Here is a 15,172-nt window from a genome sequence, read left to right on the forward strand (position 1 = left end):
CGTGCCGGGGAGAGGGTCAGTGCCATGCGCACCCGAATTCTCGTACTTGGAAAGCGCGTCGGCTGAAGCAGGTGACGTCCGGACCGACCCGGACTCCCCGCGACCCACACCCGGCGCGCTCCCCTCGCTTGCCTTATGGCACGAGGGGTTTTTTGTTGCACAGGCACCTGCCGAGCAGCAGCCGCAGATCGCCCAATCCTCGCAAAAACCCTCAGCATCGAGAAGAGAATGCCGATGACCGAGCAGGCCACCGGGGCCCATCACCCGCAGCCGCGGCCCCGATCCGGAGGACAGTCCGCCCCCGAGCACGTCACGGGTGCGAAGTCCCTCATTCGCTCGCTTGAGGAGGTCGGGGTCGACACCGTGTTCGGCATTCCCGGGGGCACGATCCTCCCGGCGTACGACCCGATGATGGACTCCAGCCGGGTGCGCCACGTGCTCGTCCGTCACGAGCAGGGTGCGGGCCACGCGGCCACGGGGTACGCGCAGGCCACCGGGAAGGTCGGTGTCTGCATGGCGACCTCGGGTCCCGGCGCCACCAACCTGGTGACACCGATCGCCGACGCGAACATGGACTCGGTGCCGCTGGTCGCGATCACCGGCCAGGTCGTCACCAAGGCGATCGGCACGGACGCCTTCCAGGAGGCGGACATCGTCGGCATCACGATGCCGATCACCAAGCACAGCTTCCTGGTCACCAGGGCCGAGGACATCCCGAAGACGATCGCGGAGGCGTTCCACATCGCCTCGACCGGCCGCCCCGGCCCGGTCCTCGTCGACATCCCGAAGGACGTGCTGCAGTCGCAGACGACCTTCTCCTGGCCGCCGGCCCTGGACCTGCCCGGCTACCGCCCGGTCACCAAGCCGCACGCCAAGCAGATCCGCGAGGCGGCCAAGCTGATCAGCGCCGCGAAGCGCCCCGTGCTCTACGTCGGCGGCGGTGTCCTCAAGGCACAGGCCACCGCGGAGCTGAAGGTCCTCGCCGAACTCACCGGAGCGCCCGTCACCACCACCCTGATGGCGCTCGGCGCGTTCCCCGACAGTCACCCGCTGCACGTGGGAATGCCGGGCATGCACGGTGCGGTCACCGCCGTCACCGCGCTGCAGAAGGCCGACCTGATCGTCGCCCTCGGAGCCCGCTTCGACGACCGCGTCACCGGCAAGCTGGACAGCTTCGCCCCGCACGCCAAGATCGTCCACGCCGACATCGACCCCGCCGAGATCGGCAAGAACCGCGAGGCCGACGTGCCGATCGTCGGCGACGCCCGCGAGGTCATCGCCGACCTGGTCCAGGCCGTCCAGAAGGAGCACAGCGAGGGCAACCGGGGCGACTACACCGCCTGGTGGAAGGACCTCAGCCGCTGGCGCGACACCTACCCCCTCGGCTACGACCAGCCCGGGGACGGCTCGCTCTCCCCGCAGGCGGTCATCGAGCGCATCGGTCAGCTCGCGCCCGAGGGCACGATCTTCGCGGCCGGCGTCGGCCAGCACCAGATGTGGGCCGCGCACTTCGTCCAGTACGAGCAGCCCGCCACCTGGCTGAACTCGGGCGGCGCCGGGACCATGGGCTACGCCGTCCCGGCCGCCATGGGCGCCAAGGCCGGCCGGCCCGACCGCGTCGTCTGGGCGATCGACGGCGACGGCTGCTTCCAGATGACCAACCAGGAACTGACCACCTGCGCCCTGAACAACATCCCGATCAAGGTCGCCGTCATCAACAACGGCGCCCTCGGGATGGTCCGCCAGTGGCAGACCCTGTTCTACAACCAGCGGTACTCCAACACGGTGCTGCACTCCGGCCCCGAGGACGTCAACCCCGACGCCCGCGGCACCCGCGTCCCCGACTTCGTCAAGCTGTCGGAGGCCATGGGCTGCTACGCCATCCGCTGCGAGGACCCCGCCGACCTCGACAAGGTCATCGAGGAGGCGAACTCCGTCAACGACCGTCCCGTCGTCGTCGACTTCATCGTCCACGAGGACGCGATGGTCTGGCCGATGGTCGCCGCCGGCACCTCCAACGACGAGATCATGGCCGCCCGCGACGTCCGCCCCGACTTCGGCGACAACGAAGACGACTGAGAGCCGTAAAGGAAGCAGATCATGTCCAAGCACACGCTCTCCGTCCTGGTGGAGAACACGCCCGGCATCCTCGCCCGGATCGCCGCCCTCTTCTCCCGCCGCGGCTTCAACATCGACTCGCTCGCCGTCGGTGTCACCGAACACCCCGACATCTCCCGCATCACCATCGTGGTGAGCGTCGAGGAGTTCCCGCTGGAGCAGGTCACCAAGCAGCTCAACAAGCTGGTCAACGTCCTCAAGATCGTCGAGCTGGAGCCCACCCAGGCCGTGCAGCGCGAACTCGTTCTGGTGAAGGTGCGCTCCGACAACGAGACGCGCTCCCAGATCGTCGAGATCGTCCAGCTCTTCCGCGCCAAGACGGTCGACGTCTCCCCGGAGGCCGTCACCATCGAGGCCACCGGCAGCAGCGACAAGCTGTCCGCCATGCTCAAGATGCTGGAACCGTACGGCATCAAGGAACTCGTCCAGTCCGGCACGATCGCGATCGGCCGCGGCGCCCGTTCGATCACGGACCGCTCGCTGCGCGCACTCGACCGGTCCGCATAACGACGGAAGCGGGCGGCCGGCGCCAGGCCCGGCCGCCCGCATTCCGAGACCCCGAGACTTCCCTTCCCCTCACCGGCATACGGTGGGACGCAACACCTGCACACAAGGAGAGAACCCAGTGGCCGAGCTGTTCTACGACGCCGACGCCGACCTGTCCATCATCCAGGGCCGCAAGGTCGCGGTCATCGGTTACGGCAGCCAGGGCCACGCCCACGCCCTGTCGCTGCGCGACTCCGGCGTCGACGTGCGCGTCGGTCTGCACGAGGGCTCCAAGTCCAAGGCCAAGGCCGAGGAGCAGGGCCTGCGCGTGGTGAGCCCGTCCGAGGCCGCCGCCGAGGCCGACGTCATCATGATCCTCGTCCCGGACCCCATCCAGGCCCAGGTCTACGAGGAGCACATCAAGGACAACCTGAAGGACGGCGACGCGCTGTTCTTCGGTCACGGCCTCAACATCCGCTACGGCTTCATCAAGCCCCCGGCCGGCGTGGACGTCTGCATGGTCGCCCCGAAGGGCCCGGGCCACCTGGTGCGCCGTCAGTACGAGGAGGGCCGCGGCGTCCCCTGCATCGCGGCCGTCGAGCAGGACGCGACCGGCAACGCCTTCGCGCTGGCCCTGTCGTACGCGAAGGGCATCGGCGGCACCCGCGCCGGCGTCATCAAGACGACCTTCACCGAGGAGACCGAGACCGACCTGTTCGGTGAGCAGGCCGTCCTCTGCGGTGGCACCGCGGCCCTGGTCAAGGCGGGCTTCGAGACGCTGACCGAGGCCGGCTACCAGCCGGAGATCGCCTACTTCGAGTGCCTGCACGAGCTGAAGCTGATCGTGGACCTCATGTACGAGGGCGGCCTGGAGAAGATGCGCTGGTCGATCTCCGAGACCGCCGAGTGGGGCGACTACGTCACCGGCCCGCGGATCATCACCGACGCCACCAAGGCCGAGATGAAGAAGGTCCTCGCCGAGATCCAGGACGGCACCTTCGCCAAGAACTGGATGGACGAGTACCACGGCGGTCTGAAGAAGTACAACGAGTACAAGCAGCAGGACTCCGAGCACCTGCTGGAGACCACCGGCAAGGAGCTGCGCAAGCTCATGAGCTGGGTCGACGAGGAGGCGTAAGCCTCACGGCCGGGGGCCGGAGCACACCGCTCCGGCCCCTCGGCGAGCCCGGGGCGACGTCGTAGGCTCGGCGTTGTCCATCCCGTCCAGCCACGGACGGGTGATCCTTCCGCAGAGGCGCAGGACGACCCCCGCCACGCCACTAGACTGCTGCCTACATACGCGTCAGGCTCACAGCGTCGTGCGTCTTCCACGCGGCCACTCAACCCTCCACCGCCTGCGGCCGTCGGGACGGCCGTCCGCATTGGACTTGTGAGGACTCACGTGAGCTCGAAACCTGTCGTACTCATCGCTGAAGAGCTGTCGCCCGCGACCGTGGACGCGCTTGGCCCCGACTTCGAGATCCGCCACTGCAACGGTGCGGACCGGGCCGAACTGCTCCCCGCCATCGCCGACGTGGACGCGATCCTGGTCCGCTCCGCGACCAAGGTCGACGCCGAGGCCATCGCCGCCGCCAAGAAGCTGAAGGTCGTCGCCCGCGCCGGCGTCGGCCTGGACAACGTGGACGTCTCCGCCGCCACCAAGGCCGGCGTGATGGTCGTGAACGCCCCGACCTCCAACATCGTGACCGCCGCCGAGCTGGCCTGCGGTCTGCTCGTCGCCACGGCCCGCAACATCCCGCAGGCCAACGCCGCGCTGAAGAACGGCGAGTGGAAGCGCAGCAAGTACACCGGTGTCGAACTCGCCGAGAAGACCCTCGGCGTCGTCGGCCTCGGCCGCATCGGCGCCCTCGTCGCGCAGCGCATGTCGGCCTTCGGCATGAAGGTCGTCGCCTACGACCCCTACGTGCAGCCCGCGCGGGCCGCGCAGATGGGCGTCAAGGTGCTGTCGCTGGACGAGCTGCTCGAGGTCTCCGACTTCATCACCGTCCACCTGCCCAAGACCCCCGAGACCCTCGGCCTGATCGGCGACGAGGCCCTGCGCAAGGTCAAGCCGAGCGTCCGCATCGTCAACGCCGCGCGCGGCGGCATCGTCGACGAGGAGGCGCTGTACTCGGCGCTGAAGGAGGGCCGCGTCGCCGGCGCCGGCCTGGACGTGTACGCCAAGGAGCCGTGCACCGACTCGCCGCTGTTCGAGTTCGACCAGGTGGTCTGCACCCCGCACCTCGGCGCCTCCACCGACGAGGCCCAGGAGAAGGCCGGCATCGCCGTCGCCAAGTCCGTCCGCCTCGCCCTCGCCGGTGAGCTGGTCCCCGACGCGGTGAACGTCCAGGGCGGTGTCATCGCCGAGGACGTCAAGCCGGGTCTGCCGCTCGCCGAGCGCCTCGGCCGCATCTTCACCGCGCTGGCCGGCGAGGTCGCCGTCCGCCTCGACGTCGAGGTCTACGGCGAGATCACCCAGCACGACGTGAAGGTGCTGGAGCTCTCCGCCCTCAAGGGTGTCTTCGAGGACGTCGTCGACGAGACCGTGTCCTACGTCAACGCCCCGCTGTTCGCCCAGGAGCGCGGTGTCGAGGTCCGCCTGACCACCAGCTCCGAGTCGGCCGACCACCGCAACGTCGTCACCGTGCGCGGCACCCTCGCCGACGGCCAGGAGGTCTCGGTCTCCGGCACGCTGGCCGGCCCGAAGCACGTGCAGAAGATCGTCGCCATCGGCGAGTACGACGTCGACCTCGCCCTCGCCGACCACATGGTGGTGCTGCGCTACGAGGACCGTCCGGGCGTCGTCGGCACCGTCGGCCGGATCATCGGCGAGGCGGGCCTCAACATCGCCGGCATGCAGGTCGCCCGCGCGACCGTCGGCGGCGAGGCCCTCGCGGTGCTGACCGTCGACGACACGGTGCCCACCGGGGTCCTGGCGGAGGTCTCCGCCGAGATCGGGGCCGCGTCGGCCAGGTCCGTCAACCTCGTCTGAGGTGACCGTCCCGGGGGCCGCCGCCCCCGGGACCCCCGCTTTTCTCAAACGCCGGACGGACTGAGTGTGTCGGTCTGTCCGGCGTTTTCCGTGGCCGCTTCCGGCCGCACCCTGATGCCCCGCAGCCCCCTGGCGGCCAGTCCCGCCGCCCCGAGGAGCAGCAGCGCCGCCGCCACCGCGGCGCCCCGCATGCCGTCGGTGAACGCCTCGCGCGCCGCCGTCGCCAGGGCGTCTCCCGCGCGCCCCGGCAGTTCGGCGGCGACCGCCAGCGCGCCGCCCAGGGTCTCCCGGGCCGGGGCGGGGGCGTCGGCCGGGATGCCGCCGCGGTAGAGGGCCGTGCCGATCGAGCCGAGGACGGCCATGCCGAGGGCGCCACCGAACTCGGTGCCGGTCTCCAGCAGCGAGGAGGCCGCCCCCGCCTTCTCGACCGGGGCCGAGCCGAGGGCCAGGTCGGTGAGCTGGGACATCACGACGACGATGCCGGCGGCGAGGACGCCGCACGCGCCCAGCACCAGCCACAGCGAGTCCGTGCCGGCCAGGGCCAGCAGTCCGTAGCCGCCGGCGGCGATGCCGAAGCCGGCCGTCACGACGTAGGCGCGTTCGACACCACGCTGGACCAGCTGGGCGGCGACCGGTGCGGCGGCGCCGATGAGCACCGACGGCAGCAGGCTCCACAGGGCGGCCTCCAGCGCGCTCTTGTCCAGGACCGACTGGAGGTACTGGGTGGTGAAGTACGCCGAGCCCATCATCCCGAAGGCCGACACCGTGTTGAGGACGAGCGCCGGGGTGAAACCGTGTCCGCGGAAGAGGGCGGGCGAGACCATCGGCGAGGCCGCGGTGCGCTGGCGCCGCACGAACAGCGCCGCGAACAGCAGGCCGACCGTGATCGAGACGACGTAGCGGACGTTCCAGCCCTCGGAGGGCAGTTCCTTCAGGCCGTAGATCACGGGCAGGACCGCCGCCATCGACAGCGGCACGCTCAGCAGGTCGAAGCGGCCGGGGGAGGGGTTCTTCGACTCGGGCAGCAGCACCGGGCCGAGGACCAGCAGCAGTGCCATGGCGGGCAGGTTGACCAGGAAGACCGAGCCCCACCAGAAGTGCTCGACGAGGACGCCGCTCATCACCGAGCCGAGCGCGATCCCGGCCGTCATCACACCGGACCACAGCCCGATCGCCTTCGCCCGCTGGGCGGGGTCGGTGAACATCGTGCGGACCAGGGCCATCGTCGACGGCATCAGGGTGGCGCCGCCGATGCCGAGCACCGCGCGGGCCGCGATCAGCGTCTCGGCGGTGTGCGCGTAGGCCGCGAGCAGGGAGGCGGCGCCGAAGGCCACGGCGCCGAGGAGGAGCAGCCTGCGGCGGCCGATGCGGTCGCCCAGCGAGCCCATCGTCATCAGCAGGCCGGCCAGCACGAAGCCGTAGATGTCGAAGATCCAGAGCTGCTGGGTGCCGCTCGGCTCCAGGTCCGCGCTGATCTCCGGGATCGCGAAGTAGAGGACGGAGACGTCCATCGAGACCAGCAGCAGCGGAAGCATCAGCACGGTGAGCGCGGTCCACTCGCGGCGGCCGGCGCGGGGCGGGTTCGTTGTCATGGAGGCGACTGTACGCATGTATTAAACGCATGTCTAGAACATCCGTTTAAGACGTACGTATGGACAGGCGGGTAGGGTGGCGCCATGGGACACCGTGAGGATCTGCTCGAGGGCGCCAAGCGCTGCCTGCTCGAGAAGGGGTTCGCGCGCACGACCGCGCGGGACATCGTCAAGGAGTCGGGGACCAACCTGGCGTCCATCGGCTACCACTACGGCTCGAAGGACGCACTGCTCGCGCAGGCCTACGTCGCCCTGGTCGAGGGGGTGGGGGACGCCTTCGTGGGCGACGGGACGGCCCTGAGCGGCACCGAACCCGGCTCGGTCGAGCGGTTCCAGGAGGTGTGGTCCAACATCATCGGAACCATGCGGGAGCCCGGTTCCCTCTGGCGCCTCAGCATGGAGGTCCTGGTCATGGGCGACCGGATGCCCGAGGTGCGCGAGCACCTGGCGCGCGCCCAGCGGGAGGCCGGGCGCGGTCTCGTCCCCCTGCTCATGGGCGGCCGTGAGGAGGACGTGTCGGACGAGACGGCGGACACCCTCGGCACGTTCTACGTGACCCTGATGACCGGTCTCATCGCGCAGTGGACCTTCGATCCGAAGGGCGCGCCGGAGGCCGGGCGCCTCACCGAGGGCCTCCGTCGGGTGATCGAGGCCGCTACAGCCGGCCGGCCTTGAGCGCCATGTGCAGCAGCAGCCGGTCCTCCCCGTCGTCCAGGTCCAGTCCCGTGAGCTGCTCGACGCGGGAGAGCCGGTAGTACAGCGTCTGCCGGTGGATGCCCAGCTCGGCGGCGGTACGGCCGGCCTGGCCCGCGCGGTCGAGGTACACCTCGGCGGTGCGGGCCAGCTCGCGGTGGGCGGGGGAGAGCAGGGCCCGGACGGCGGGGTCGTGCGCGGACCGCGGGGGCAGCGCGGCGAGCAGCCGGAACGGGCCGATGGACGCCCACTCGGCGACCGGCCCGAACCGGGTCTCGGCCAGCGCCGCACGGGCCGCCGCCGACGCCTCCCACCAGGCCTGCGCCAGCTCGCCCAGCCCGGCGCGCGGGGCGGCGACCCCCGCCGCGACCCCCGCGGCCGGTCCGGTCCCCGCCATGCCGCGCGCCCGCTCCAGCAGCCGCCCCGCCGCCGACGTCGCCGGGGTCAGCACGTCCGTCGAGCGCAGCCGGACCAGCAGCGCCAGCGACCGGGCCGTCCCGGTGGCGCCGGCCCACGGCACCGTGCACAGGGCCGTCGCCCCCGGCACCGTGCGCACCGAGGGCGCGTCGTCGGGGTCGGCGGACGGCCAGGGGGCCACGCACACCACCGTGTGCGGGGTGTCGGCGCGGGCGCCGAGGGCGGTGCGCAGTTCCGTCACGGCCATGTCCCGCTGCCAGTCGCGCTCGGCGGTCAGGACCGCCCGCAGCTCCCGGCTGAGGTCGGCGCCGTGCTGCGCCTCGTCCGCGAGCAGCGCGCCGATCCGGGCCGTCACCTCCATGGCCGCCGCGAGCTGCCGCTCCGTCGGACCCGGATCGGTGTCCAGGAGCCAGACGTACCCGAGGACGACGCCCCGGTGCCGCACGGGCAGGCAGGTCCGCCCCCGGTACACCCCCGCCTCCGGGGTCGGCGGAATACGGACCGGGCCGGTGGCCCGCGTGATGCCGAAGCCCTCGAACCACGCCCGCACGGCCGCCGTCGAACGGCGGGTGAGGATCGAGCGGGTGCGCACCGGGTCCAGGGCGGAGGGGTCCAGTTCCCCCTCGCTGTCGTAGGCGCCGAAGGCGATCAGCTCGAAGTCGCGGTTCTCCAGGGTCGCCGGCGCGCCCAGCAGCTCGGAGACCTCGTCGACCAGCTCCTGGTAGTCGCCCCGGGAAGCCGCGGGACCTCTGGAATCCGACGTCACGCTGGGCATTCTGCCGCATTTGCGCGCGTCCTTCATACATCTGTCTGAGATCCGTGGCACGGATGCGTGACAGCTGTCGATGGCCGACGATCGGGGAGGTCCTTAGATTTCACGGTGGTTCTCCGTGCCGTTCCCGAATCGTCGGGTAACGGCCTTGTGTTGCTTGGTAAGTGGAGGTGCCCCGTGCTGGGTCCCGTGATTCTCGCCGCGTCGCGCAGCGACAGGATGCGACGTCTGGTCTCGGCCGCGCCGGTGACCAAGCCGGTCGTCGACCGGTTCATCCCCGGTGAGACGGTCGACGAGATCGTGCCGATCATCCAGGACCTCACCGGCAACGGCCTGGAGCTGACGATGGACGTCGTCGGCGAGGACATCACCAACCCCGCGCAGGCCGAGGCCGCCCGGGACGCCTACCTGGAGCTGATCGACCGGCTCAAGCCGCTGGACCTCGGCACCCGCGCCGAGATGTCGGTGAAGCTGTCGATGTTCGGCCAGGCGCTGGACGGCGGCCACGAGCTGGCCCTGAAGAACGTCCGCCCGGTCGTCGAGGCCGCCGCCGAGATCGGCACCACGGTCACCCTGGACGCCGAGGACCACACCACCCTCGACTCGATGTTCGCCATCCACGAGGAGCTCCGCAAGGACGTCCCGCAGACCGGCTGCGTCATCCAGGCCTACCTCTTCCGCACCGAGGCCGACGCGCGCCGCCTCGCCGACAGCGGCAGTCGCGTACGGTTGGTGAAGGGCGCCTACAAGGAGCCCGCCGAAGTCGCCTACCAGCAGAAGCACGAGATCGACAAGGCGTACGTCCGCATCCTGCGCACCCTGATGGAGGGCGAGGGCTACCCGATGATCGGGTCCCACGACCCCCGCCTGATCTCCATCGCCCAGGAGCTGGCCCGCTCCGCCGGCCGCAAGCTCGACGAGTACGAGTTCCAGATGCTGTACGGCATCCGGAGCGACGAGCACCTGCGACTGGCCGCCGAGGGCCACCGCATGCGTGTCTACACCGCGTACGGCACCGACTGGTACGGCTACTTCATGCGCCGTCTGGCGGAGAAGCCGGCGAACCTGCGCTTCTTCGTCCGCTCGATGGTCAGCAAGGGCTGAGTACCACAGGCCGAGCCCGCGCCACAGCTCGAAACCGCTCAAGTCAAGGAGTCCCGGAACCCATGGACGCTGTGACCCAGGTCCCCACCCCCGTCAACGAGCCGGTGCACGGCTACGCCCCCGGCTCGCCCGAGCGCGCCCGGCTGGAGGCCAAGCTCAGGGAGCTGGCCGACAACCCGATCGACCTGCCCTGCACCATCGGCGGGGTCAAGCGGATGGGCGGCGGCGACCGCTTCGACGTCGTGCAGCCGCACAACCACAAGGCCCGCCTGGGCACGTACGCGAACGCCACCCGGCAGGACGCCCAGGACGCGGTCGACGCCGCCCTGGCCGCCGCCCCGGCATGGCGCGCCATGTCCTTCGACGACCGCGCGGCGATCATCCTGCGCGCCGCCGAGCTGCTGTCCGGCCCGTGGCGCGAGACCATCGCCGCCTCCACCATGCTCGGCCAGTCCAAGACCGCCCAGCAGGCCGAGATCGACAGCCCCTGCGAGCTTGTCGACTTCTGGCGCTTCAACGTCCACTACGCGCGGAACATCCTGGCCGAGCAGCCCCCGGCCAACTCGCCGGGCGTGTGGAACCGCATGGACCACCGCCCGCTGGAGGGCTTCGTCTACGCGATCACGCCCTTCAACTTCAGCGCCATCGCGGCCAACCTGCCCACCGCCCCGGCCCTGATGGGCAACGTGGTGGTCTGGAAGCCGTCCCCGACGCAGACCCACGCCGCCGTGCTGCTCATGGAGCTGCTGGAGGAGGCCGGTCTGCCCAAGGGCGTCATCAACCTGGTCACCGGCGACGGCCTGGAGGTCTCCGAGGTCGCCCTGAACCACCGGGACCTCGCCGGCATCCACTTCACCGGCTCGACCAAGACCTTCCAGCACCTGTGGAAGACGGTCGGCAACAACATCGAGAAGTACCGCACCTACCCGCGCCTGGTCGGCGAGACCGGCGGCAAGGACTTCCTGGTCGCCCACCCGTCGGCCGACCGCGCGGTGCTCAAGACCGCCCTGACCCGCGGCGCCTTCGAGTACCAGGGCCAGAAGTGCAGCGCCACCTCCCGCGCCTACATCCCGGCGTCCATCTGGAACGACGGGTTCAAGGAGGAGTTCGCCGCCGAGGTCGACTACCTGACCATGGGTGACGTCACCGACCTGTCGAACTTCATCGGCGCCGTCATCGACGAGCGGTCCTTCGCCAAGAACAAGGCCGCCATCGACCGCGCCAAGGCGGACGACGCCTGCACCATCGTCGCCGGCGGCTCCTACGACGACTCGGTCGGCTACTTCGTCCGCCCGACCGTCATCGAGTGCTCCGACCCGGAGAACGAGGTCTTCCGCACCGAGTACTTCGGCCCGATCCTCGCCGTGCACGTCTACGAGGACGACAAGTACGACGAGATGCTGACCCAGATGGAGTCCGTCTCCGACTACGCCCTCACCGGATCGGTCATCTCCAACGACCGCGCGGCGGCGGCGTACACGATGGAGAAGCTGCGCTACGCGGCCGGCAACTTCTACATCAACGACAAGTCGACCGGTGCCGTCGTCGGCCAGCAGCCCTTCGGCGGCGGCCGTGCCTCGGGCACCAACGACAAGGCCGGTGCCCCGCAGAACCTGATGCGCTGGACCCTGACCCGCGCCATCAAGGAGACGCTGGTCGCGCCGACCGACTACACCTACCCGCACATGGGCTGACACCCGCACGCGAACGCCCGACGGGCCAGGTCCTCCGACCTGGCCCGTCGGGCTGTCCGGCGCCGGTGGACGGGCCGGGCTAGCCGGGCATCTCCGTCCGCTCCCACCACTCGTACACCGGCAGCCGGCCCTCCGGGGTGTCCGCGTCGCGGTCGGCGCGCCGGAAGTGCTCGTAGCCGTTGCGCAGCTCGATCTTCACGTCGTCGCCGGTGGGCGGGACGGGGACGATCCGCTCGGGCAGGTCCTGCGGGCCGCCCTCGAGAAGTGCCTTGGCCGTGTCGGTCATGCCCGCACCCGTTCCCCGTCCGACGCCCGGCGCCACACGCCGCGCCCAAGGATCAGCCGTGTGGTCGACACGGCGGACCGGCCGTCGGCGCACACCTGTCCGACCGGCGTGCGGGCCGGTGAAACCCCAGGTCGGCGCCGTGCGTCTCGATTCGCCGTCTCAGATAGTAGGAAGTCCGAGTAATTGTGCAGACAGACGCTCCCGGCTCCCCTAGTTTTGTAGGAGCCGAACGTCTCGCTCGATCAAGCGAATGGCGGTCGTGAGCCGGGCCCCGTGCAGGCAACCCCTGCGGCCCACGGCTCCCCGCCCCTTCCGGCGTCTCGAAGTCCCTTTCCGCACTCCGCATCCGTGCATCCGTGCCATCTGTGTCGAAGGAGTCGATCCCCCATGGCCGAGACGACCGTCCGCCGCCGAGTCCGCCACGCCTCCCGTACGAGCGACTCCGACCGCAAGAACGCGGCCGCCGCCCTCCAGCGCTCCCTCGACCGCCGGGACAACGGCGGCTCCACCGGCCACTGAGCAGGGGCCGGGCCCGGATCCGCGCATGCGGTGTCCGCATGCCGGACGCCGCATGTCATCCCGTGGGACGAGGGGTAGGGTGCGGTCATGTCTCGCAGCCTCAATCTCGCAGTGATCCCGGGTGACGGCATCGGCCAGGAGGTCGTGGCCGAAGGTCTCAAGGTCCTCTCCGCCGTCCTTCCGCAGGATGTGAAGCTGGAGACCAGGGAGTTCGACTTCGGCGCCCGGCGCTACCACGCCACCGGGGAGACCCTCACCGACGCCGACCTCGACGCCCTCAAGGCGCACGACGCCATCCTGCTCGGTGCGATCGGCGACCCGTCGGTGCCCTCCGGAGTGCTGGAGCGCGGCTTCCTGCTCAAGCTCCGCTTCGCCTTCGACCACCACGTGAACCTGCGTCCGTCGAAGCTCCTGCCCGGTGTCGCCACGCCGCTCGCCGGCCAGCCGGAGATCGACTTCGTCGTCGTCCGCGAGGGCACCGAGGGTCCGTACACGGGCAACGGCGGCACCATCCGCAAGGGCACCGAGCACGAGGTCGCCACCGAGGTCTCCGTCAACACGGCCTACGGTGTCGAGCGCGTCGTCCGCGACGCCTTCGCCCGCGCCCAGGCCCGCCCGCGCAAGAAGCTGGCGCTGATCCACAAGAACAATGTGCTGACCTTCGCCGGTCACCTGTGGACCGACGTCTTCAACAAGGTGGCCGAGGAGTTCCCCGAGGTCACCACCGAGTACATGCACGTGGACGCGGCGACGATCTACCTCGTCACGCAGCCCGAGCGCTTCGACGTGATCGTCACCGACAACCTCTTCGGCGACATCATCACCGACCTCGCCGCGGCCGTCTCCGGCGGCATCGGCGTCGCCGCGAGCGGCAACATCAACCCGTCCGGCGAGTTCCCCTCGATGTTCGAGCCGGTGCACGGCTCCGCGCCCGACATCGCCGGCCAGGGCAAGGCCGACCCGACCGCCACGGTCCTGTCCGTCGCCCTGCTGCTGCGCCACCTCGGCCACGAGGCCGAGGCGACCCGGATCGAGGAGGCCGTCGCCGCCGACCTCGGCGAGCGTGTCGGCAAGCCCGCCCGCAGCACCTCCGAGATCGGCGACGCGCTCGCCGTACGAGTAGCCGGCTGACCTGTCGCGCCATTCGATCCCCACCCTTTCGAAGCCGTCGGGTCCCCCACACAAGGCGCCCGGCGGCTTTCTCCTGCGTCCGCCGGGTGCGACCATCGAACCCTGGGCCGCATTCACCCTGTTTCATCCGTCGCAGCCCGCGCGCGATAATCGGACGCGAAGCCGCGACATGAGGGAATGCTCGGACGTCCTAGCACCGGCCACCGGCCGTACGGGCGTGAACGCGGCCCGTCACGACAACCGGTGAAGGACATCAGCCCATGACGACGCCCACGATCGAGCTCAAGCCGTCCGCCAACCCGCTCTCCGACGCCGAGCGGCAGGCGATCCTGGCCAACCCGGGGTTCGGCCGCCACTTCACCGATCACATGGTGACGATCAAGTGGACGGAGGGGCGCGGCTGGCACGACGGGCAGCTCGTCCCGTACGCCCCCCTTTCCCTCGACCCGGCCACCATGGTCCTGCACTACGCGCAGGAGATCTTCGAGGGCCTGAAGGCCTACCGCCGCCCCGACGGCTCCGTCGCCACCTTCCGCCCGGAGAAGAACGCGCAGCGCTTCCAGGCCTCCTCGCGCCGCCTCGGCATGCCGGAGCTGCCGGTGGAGACGTTCATCGAGGCGTGCGACGCGCTGGTGGGCCAGGACCGGAACTGGGTCCCGGCGCACGGCGGCGAGGAGTCCCTCTACCTGCGCCCCTTCATGATCGCGACCGAGGTCGGCCTGGGCGTCAAGCCCGCCAACGAGTACCTCTTCATCGTCATCGCCTCCCCGGCCGGCGCCTACTTCCCGGGCGGCGTGAAGCCGGTCTCCATCTGGGTCTCCGAGGACCGCGTCCGCGCCGTCCCCGGCGGCATGGGCGACGCCAAGACCGGCGGCAACTACGCCGCGTCGCTGCTCGCGCAGGCCGAGGCCGCCGCGAAGGGCTGCGACCAGGTCTGCTACCTCGACGCGATCGAGCGCACGTGGGTCGAGGAACTCGGCGGCATGAACCTGTACTTCGTGTACGGCGACAGGATCGTCACGCCGTCCCTCACCGGCTCCATCCTGGAGGGCGTCACCCGCGACTCCCTGCTCACCGTCGCCCGCGACCTCGGCTACAAGGCCGAGGAGGGCCGCGTCTCGGTGGAGCAGTGGCAGCGTGACTCGGAGAACGGCACCCTCACCGAGGTCTTCGCCTGCGGCACGGCCGCCGTCATCACCCCGGTCGGCACGGTGAAGCGGGCCGGTGCGGAGTGGCAGCAGAGCGGTGGCGAGCCGGGTGAGGTGACGCAGCGCCTGCGCGCCGCGCTGCTCGACATCCAGCGCGGCACCGCCGAGGACACGCACGGCTGGATGCATCGCCTGGCCTGAGCCACGCGACGTCGAAGGG

At 70.5% G+C, this 15,172-nt stretch carries 13 protein-coding genes; 10 read left to right on the forward strand and 3 right to left on the reverse strand.

The features are described from left to right. The first annotated feature begins 234 nt into the window (after positions 1–234). From ACFWJB_RS21270 to serA, 4 genes are all read left to right on the forward strand, one after another. Entirely contained in the window at positions 235–2,079 is a 1,845-nt protein-coding gene (locus ACFWJB_RS21270) for an acetolactate synthase large subunit (protein WP_385462629.1), read from the forward strand. Positions 2,080–2,100: 21 nt separating this feature from the next. Next, a complete protein-coding gene (gene ilvN, locus ACFWJB_RS21275) occupies positions 2,101–2,625 on the forward strand; it encodes an acetolactate synthase small subunit (RefSeq protein WP_055421816.1) in 525 nt (174 codons plus the stop codon). 118 nt (positions 2,626–2,743) lie between these two features. After that, on the forward strand, positions 2,744–3,742 hold the full coding sequence (gene ilvC / locus ACFWJB_RS21280; RefSeq protein ID WP_189234139.1) for a ketol-acid reductoisomerase: 999 nt from the start codon (positions 2,744–2,746) through the stop codon (positions 3,740–3,742). A gap of 264 nt (positions 3,743–4,006) precedes the next feature. Next, on the forward strand, positions 4,007–5,596 hold the full coding sequence (gene serA, locus ACFWJB_RS21285) for a phosphoglycerate dehydrogenase (RefSeq protein WP_385462625.1): 1,590 nt from the start codon (positions 4,007–4,009) through the stop codon (positions 5,594–5,596). Positions 5,597–5,640: 44 nt separating this feature from the next. Here the strand turns inward: serA and ACFWJB_RS21290 are convergent, their stop codons facing one another. Beyond that, positions 5,641–7,188: an MFS transporter gene (locus tag ACFWJB_RS21290; protein WP_386924029.1), complete on the reverse strand. Its 1,548-nt coding sequence runs from the start codon at positions 7,186–7,188 to the stop codon at positions 5,641–5,643. A gap of 84 nt (positions 7,189–7,272) precedes the next feature. Here ACFWJB_RS21290 and ACFWJB_RS21295 point away from each other — a divergent pair, with 84 nt between their 5' ends. Beyond that, complete coding sequence (locus tag ACFWJB_RS21295) at positions 7,273–7,863, forward strand: TetR/AcrR family transcriptional regulator (RefSeq protein WP_385472470.1); 591 nt, start codon at positions 7,273–7,275, stop codon at positions 7,861–7,863. Here the strand turns inward: ACFWJB_RS21295 and ACFWJB_RS21300 are convergent. Next, on the reverse strand, positions 7,844–9,073 hold the full coding sequence (locus ACFWJB_RS21300) for a PucR family transcriptional regulator (protein ID WP_386924031.1): 1,230 nt from the start codon (positions 9,071–9,073) through the stop codon (positions 7,844–7,846). The genes ACFWJB_RS21295 and ACFWJB_RS21300 overlap by 20 nt on opposite strands. A 174-nt stretch (positions 9,074–9,247) precedes the next feature. Between ACFWJB_RS21300 and ACFWJB_RS21305 the strand changes: the two genes are divergently transcribed. Both ACFWJB_RS21305 and pruA read left to right on the forward strand, forming a co-directional pair. Next, positions 9,248–10,174 (forward strand): proline dehydrogenase family protein, encoded by a 927-nt coding sequence (locus ACFWJB_RS21305; protein ID WP_385472476.1) that lies wholly within the window; start codon positions 9,248–9,250, stop codon positions 10,172–10,174. Positions 10,175–10,236: 62 nt separating this feature from the next. Next, entirely contained in the window at positions 10,237–11,868 is a 1,632-nt protein-coding gene (gene pruA / locus ACFWJB_RS21310) for an L-glutamate gamma-semialdehyde dehydrogenase (RefSeq protein WP_385472479.1), read from the forward strand. A 79-nt stretch (positions 11,869–11,947) separates the two neighbouring features. Here pruA and ACFWJB_RS21315 read toward each other — a convergent pair whose 3' ends face one another. Next, positions 11,948–12,154 (reverse strand): DUF5988 family protein, encoded by a 207-nt coding sequence (locus ACFWJB_RS21315; protein ID WP_385472481.1) that lies wholly within the window; start codon positions 12,152–12,154, stop codon positions 11,948–11,950. Positions 12,155–12,541: 387 nt separating this feature from the next. Between ACFWJB_RS21315 and ACFWJB_RS21320 the strand changes: the two genes are divergently transcribed. The 3 genes from ACFWJB_RS21320 to ACFWJB_RS21330 all read left to right on the forward strand — a co-directional run bounded on the left by ACFWJB_RS21320 (position 12,542) and on the right by ACFWJB_RS21330 (position 15,153). Then, positions 12,542–12,673 carry a hypothetical protein gene (locus tag ACFWJB_RS21320; RefSeq protein WP_385472484.1) on the forward strand — a complete coding sequence of 44 codons (132 nt, stop codon included), beginning with the start codon at positions 12,542–12,544 and terminating at the stop codon, positions 12,671–12,673. An 87-nt stretch (positions 12,674–12,760) separates the two neighbouring features. After that, positions 12,761–13,804 (forward strand): 3-isopropylmalate dehydrogenase, encoded by a 1,044-nt coding sequence (locus ACFWJB_RS21325; RefSeq protein WP_386924034.1) that lies wholly within the window; start codon positions 12,761–12,763, stop codon positions 13,802–13,804. Positions 13,805–14,064: 260 nt separating this feature from the next. Then, a complete protein-coding gene (locus tag ACFWJB_RS21330; RefSeq protein ID WP_386924036.1) occupies positions 14,065–15,153 on the forward strand; it encodes a branched-chain amino acid aminotransferase in 1,089 nt (362 codons plus the stop codon). The last annotated feature ends 19 nt before the right edge of the window (positions 15,154–15,172 follow it).

The organism is Streptomyces sp. NPDC127100, assembly GCF_042724095.1.
Taxonomy (GTDB): Bacteria; Actinomycetota; Actinomycetes; order Streptomycetales; family Streptomycetaceae; genus Streptomyces.

Bases quoted from the DNA above. Each gene is read 5' to 3' on its own strand.
- ACFWJB_RS21330 (WP_386924036.1), top strand. From the start codon at position 14,065: ATGACGACGCCCACGATCGAGCTCAAGCCGTCCGCCAACCCGCTCTCC.
- ACFWJB_RS21325 (WP_386924034.1), top strand. From the start codon at position 12,761: ATGTCTCGCAGCCTCAATCTCGCAGTGATCCCGGGTGACGGCATCGGC.
- ACFWJB_RS21300 (WP_386924031.1), bottom strand. From the start codon at position 9,073: ATGCCCAGCGTGACGTCGGATTCCAGAGGTCCCGCGGCTTCCCGGGGC.
- ACFWJB_RS21315 (WP_385472481.1), bottom strand. From the start codon at position 12,154: ATGACCGACACGGCCAAGGCACTTCTCGAGGGCGGCCCGCAGGACCTG.
- ACFWJB_RS21295 (WP_385472470.1), top strand. From the start codon at position 7,273: ATGGGACACCGTGAGGATCTGCTCGAGGGCGCCAAGCGCTGCCTGCTC.
- ACFWJB_RS21290 (WP_386924029.1), bottom strand. From the start codon at position 7,188: ATGACAACGAACCCGCCCCGCGCCGGCCGCCGCGAGTGGACCGCGCTC.
- pruA (WP_385472479.1), top strand. From the start codon at position 10,237: ATGGACGCTGTGACCCAGGTCCCCACCCCCGTCAACGAGCCGGTGCAC.
- ACFWJB_RS21320 (WP_385472484.1), top strand. From the start codon at position 12,542: ATGGCCGAGACGACCGTCCGCCGCCGAGTCCGCCACGCCTCCCGTACG.
- ACFWJB_RS21270 (WP_385462629.1), top strand. From the start codon at position 235: ATGACCGAGCAGGCCACCGGGGCCCATCACCCGCAGCCGCGGCCCCGA.
- ilvN (WP_055421816.1), top strand. From the start codon at position 2,101: ATGTCCAAGCACACGCTCTCCGTCCTGGTGGAGAACACGCCCGGCATC.